At 63.1% G+C, this 2,466-nt stretch carries 3 protein-coding genes and 1 pseudogene; all 4 read left to right on the top strand.

Annotation, left to right across the window (positions count from 1 at the left end; genetic code table 11):
* Positions 1–393 (top strand): Hpt domain-containing protein (locus ACYVDE_RS20255; protein ID WP_460503347.1); only part of this gene is annotated, 393 nt, incomplete at its 5' end.
* Between the two features lie 69 nt (positions 394–462).
* Positions 463–846, top strand: a complete 384-nt coding sequence (locus tag ACYVDE_RS20260) for a response regulator (protein WP_460503348.1) — start codon at positions 463–465, stop codon at positions 844–846.
* Between the two features lie 85 nt (positions 847–931).
* Positions 932–1,699 (top strand): MBL fold metallo-hydrolase, encoded by a 768-nt coding sequence (locus tag ACYVDE_RS20265; protein WP_460503349.1) that lies wholly within the window; start codon positions 932–934, stop codon positions 1,697–1,699.
* Between the two features lie 31 nt (positions 1,700–1,730).
* Positions 1,731–2,466 (top strand): annotated as a pseudogene (locus tag ACYVDE_RS20270) (NFACT RNA binding domain-containing protein); the annotation flags it as partial.

Below are 2,466 nucleotides of genomic sequence, written 5' to 3' on the forward strand. Positions count from 1 at the left end.
GCCGCCGCGTCGGCCGAGCTTGCCGCCGCTCCGGCCGAGCCCATCCTTGACGAAGCCATCCTGCACCAGCTCATGGAGCTAGGTGGGGCCGAGTTCACCACCGACCTCTACCAAGAGTTCGAGCAGGAAGCCGGCGACCTGCTGCGTGATGCCGCCCCGGCCGTGGCCAGCGGCGAGTTTCGCGAGCTGCTGCCCATGCTGCACCAGCTGAAGGGCACTGCTGCCACGCTGGGCGGCGTGGCCCTCGCCGCCCAGGCCCGCCACCTCGAACGCCAGTTCAAAGAAGGCCGCATGGAAGCCGGGGCCGCGGGCTTTCAGGTTTTAGAACATTACTTTGCACAGTTCGTGGCCGAATATCCGGCTGCAGTGTTGCGGGCTACTCCGCCCGAATAAACAGTTGCTACCTGCTCGCCAATACTATTCTACCCTCGTACTCACTCACAAAACAAACCCCCCACGCGCATGTCTGTTGATACCCAAAAGACGATTCTGATTGCTGAAGACAGCTCGGTTATCCTCAACCTTACCCGCAAAATTCTCGAGCTGCAGAAATACAAAATTGTACTGGCCAAAAACGGTGGCGAAGTGCTGAAGCAAATCGAAAGCAACCCCATCGATTGTGTGCTCATGGACATCAACATTCCGGTGAAGGACGGCATGCAGTGCACCCGCGAAATCCGCGCCCACGAAGACCCCAAAATCAGCAAGCTGCCTATCATCGCCATCACCGGCAACGCCAACAACTACTCGATGGACCAGTTCCGCGAAGCCGGCGTAACCGATTACCTGCCCAAGCCCCTCGACTTCGACGCCCTCGTGCGCGTGGTGAAGCAGTACGTAGGCTAGGCCAATGGATGAATGGGTAAATGGGTGAATGAGTGAATACTAAGCTCATTCACCCATTTGTCCATTTACTCATTCACTCATTGCCATGACCGTTACTTTTCTCGGCACGGGCACCTCGTCGGGCGTGCCCATGATTGGGTGCACCTGCGCGGTGTGCCGCTCGCTCGACCACCGCGACCACCGCCTGCGCGTGTCGGTGCACGTGGTGGTGGAAGGGCGGAGCCTCGTCATCGATTCGGGCCCCGATTTCCGGCAGCAGATGCTGCGCGCCCGCATCACGCAGCTCGACGGCCTGCTCTTCACCCACGAGCACAAGGACCACACCGCCGGGCTGGATGACATTCGGGCCTTCAACTTTCGGCAGCAAACCGACATGCCCGTGTTTGCCGAGCCGCGCGTGCTGCGGCAGTTGCAGCAGGAGTTCGCCTACATTTTTGCCGAGCACAAGTACCCCGGCGTGCCCCGCGTGGTGCTACACCCCATCGAGCGCGACGATGAGCCGTTCGACGTGCTGGGCGTGCCCGTGCTGCCGCTGCGGGCCCTGCACCACAAGCTGCCGGTGCTGGGCTTCCGCATCGGCAACTTCTGCTACCTCACCGATGCCAACCACCTCGGCCCCGAAACCCGCGCCCAGCTGCGCGGCGCCGATGTCATCGTGCTCAATGCCCTGCGCCGCGAGCAGCACATCTCACACTTCACCCTGGCCCAAGCTCTCGAAGTGCTGGAAGAAGCCGCCCCCAAGCGGGCCTACCTGACCCACATCAGCCACCAACTGGGCCGCCACGCCGAAGTCGAAGCCGAGCTGCCCGAGTGGGTGCGACTGGCGTATGATGGGCTGACAATTAGCTGCTAGCTAAAAGCTGGTAGCGAGCAGCTTCTGCATAATGCACACCAACTACTATTTCCTGCGCCAGCTGGCCCCCGCGCTCACCGAGCGGCTGCGGGGCTACCGCGTGGCCGCCTGCTTCTCGCAGGAAAAGGACGAGCTGGTCATTGGCCTCAGCAGCGGCACGGCCGAATTCTGGCTGAAAGCGCAGCTGGGCGCGAATTTCCCCGCGCTGGCCCTGCCCGAAACCTTCCAGCGCGCCCGCGCCAATTCCGTCGACTTATTCCCGGATATGCTGGGCGAGCAGGTCGAAAGCGTGGCCGCCTGGCCTCAGGACCGGGTGTTGCAGGTGAATTTCCGCAGTGGCGCGCGCCTCGTGTTCAAGCTCTACGGCCCGCGCCCCAACGCCATTTTCCGCAGCGCTCCCGACGCGCCCGCCCAGCTCTTTCAGCAAAAGCTGCTGGCCGATGCCGACCTGCGCCAGCAGCCGGTGGCCGCGCCCAAAGCAGCGCAAGCGCTGGCAGAATCCGCGCAATCCGTAGAATCCGTGAAATCTGCGGTCCAAAAGTTGCCGCCGCCGCTGGCCGACCTGCCGCTGCGCTACCTGCGCGCTCACGGCTACGACCAAGCCACGCCCGAAGCCAAAACCCGGCAGGTAAACCAGGTGCTGGCCCAGCTCGAAAAGCCCGTGCACTACTACCTCATCCAACTCGACGGCCGCACGCGCCTGAGCCTGCTGCCACTAGGGGAGGTGCTCGAAACCTTCGCCGGCGCCGACCCCGTGGCCGCCCTGC

Source organism: Hymenobacter agri (assembly GCF_054778495.1).

Bases quoted from the DNA above. Each gene is read 5' to 3' on its own strand.
- ACYVDE_RS20260 (WP_460503348.1), top strand. From the start codon at position 463: ATGTCTGTTGATACCCAAAAGACGATTCTGATTGCTGAAGACAGCTCG.
- ACYVDE_RS20265 (WP_460503349.1), top strand. From the start codon at position 932: ATGACCGTTACTTTTCTCGGCACGGGCACCTCGTCGGGCGTGCCCATG.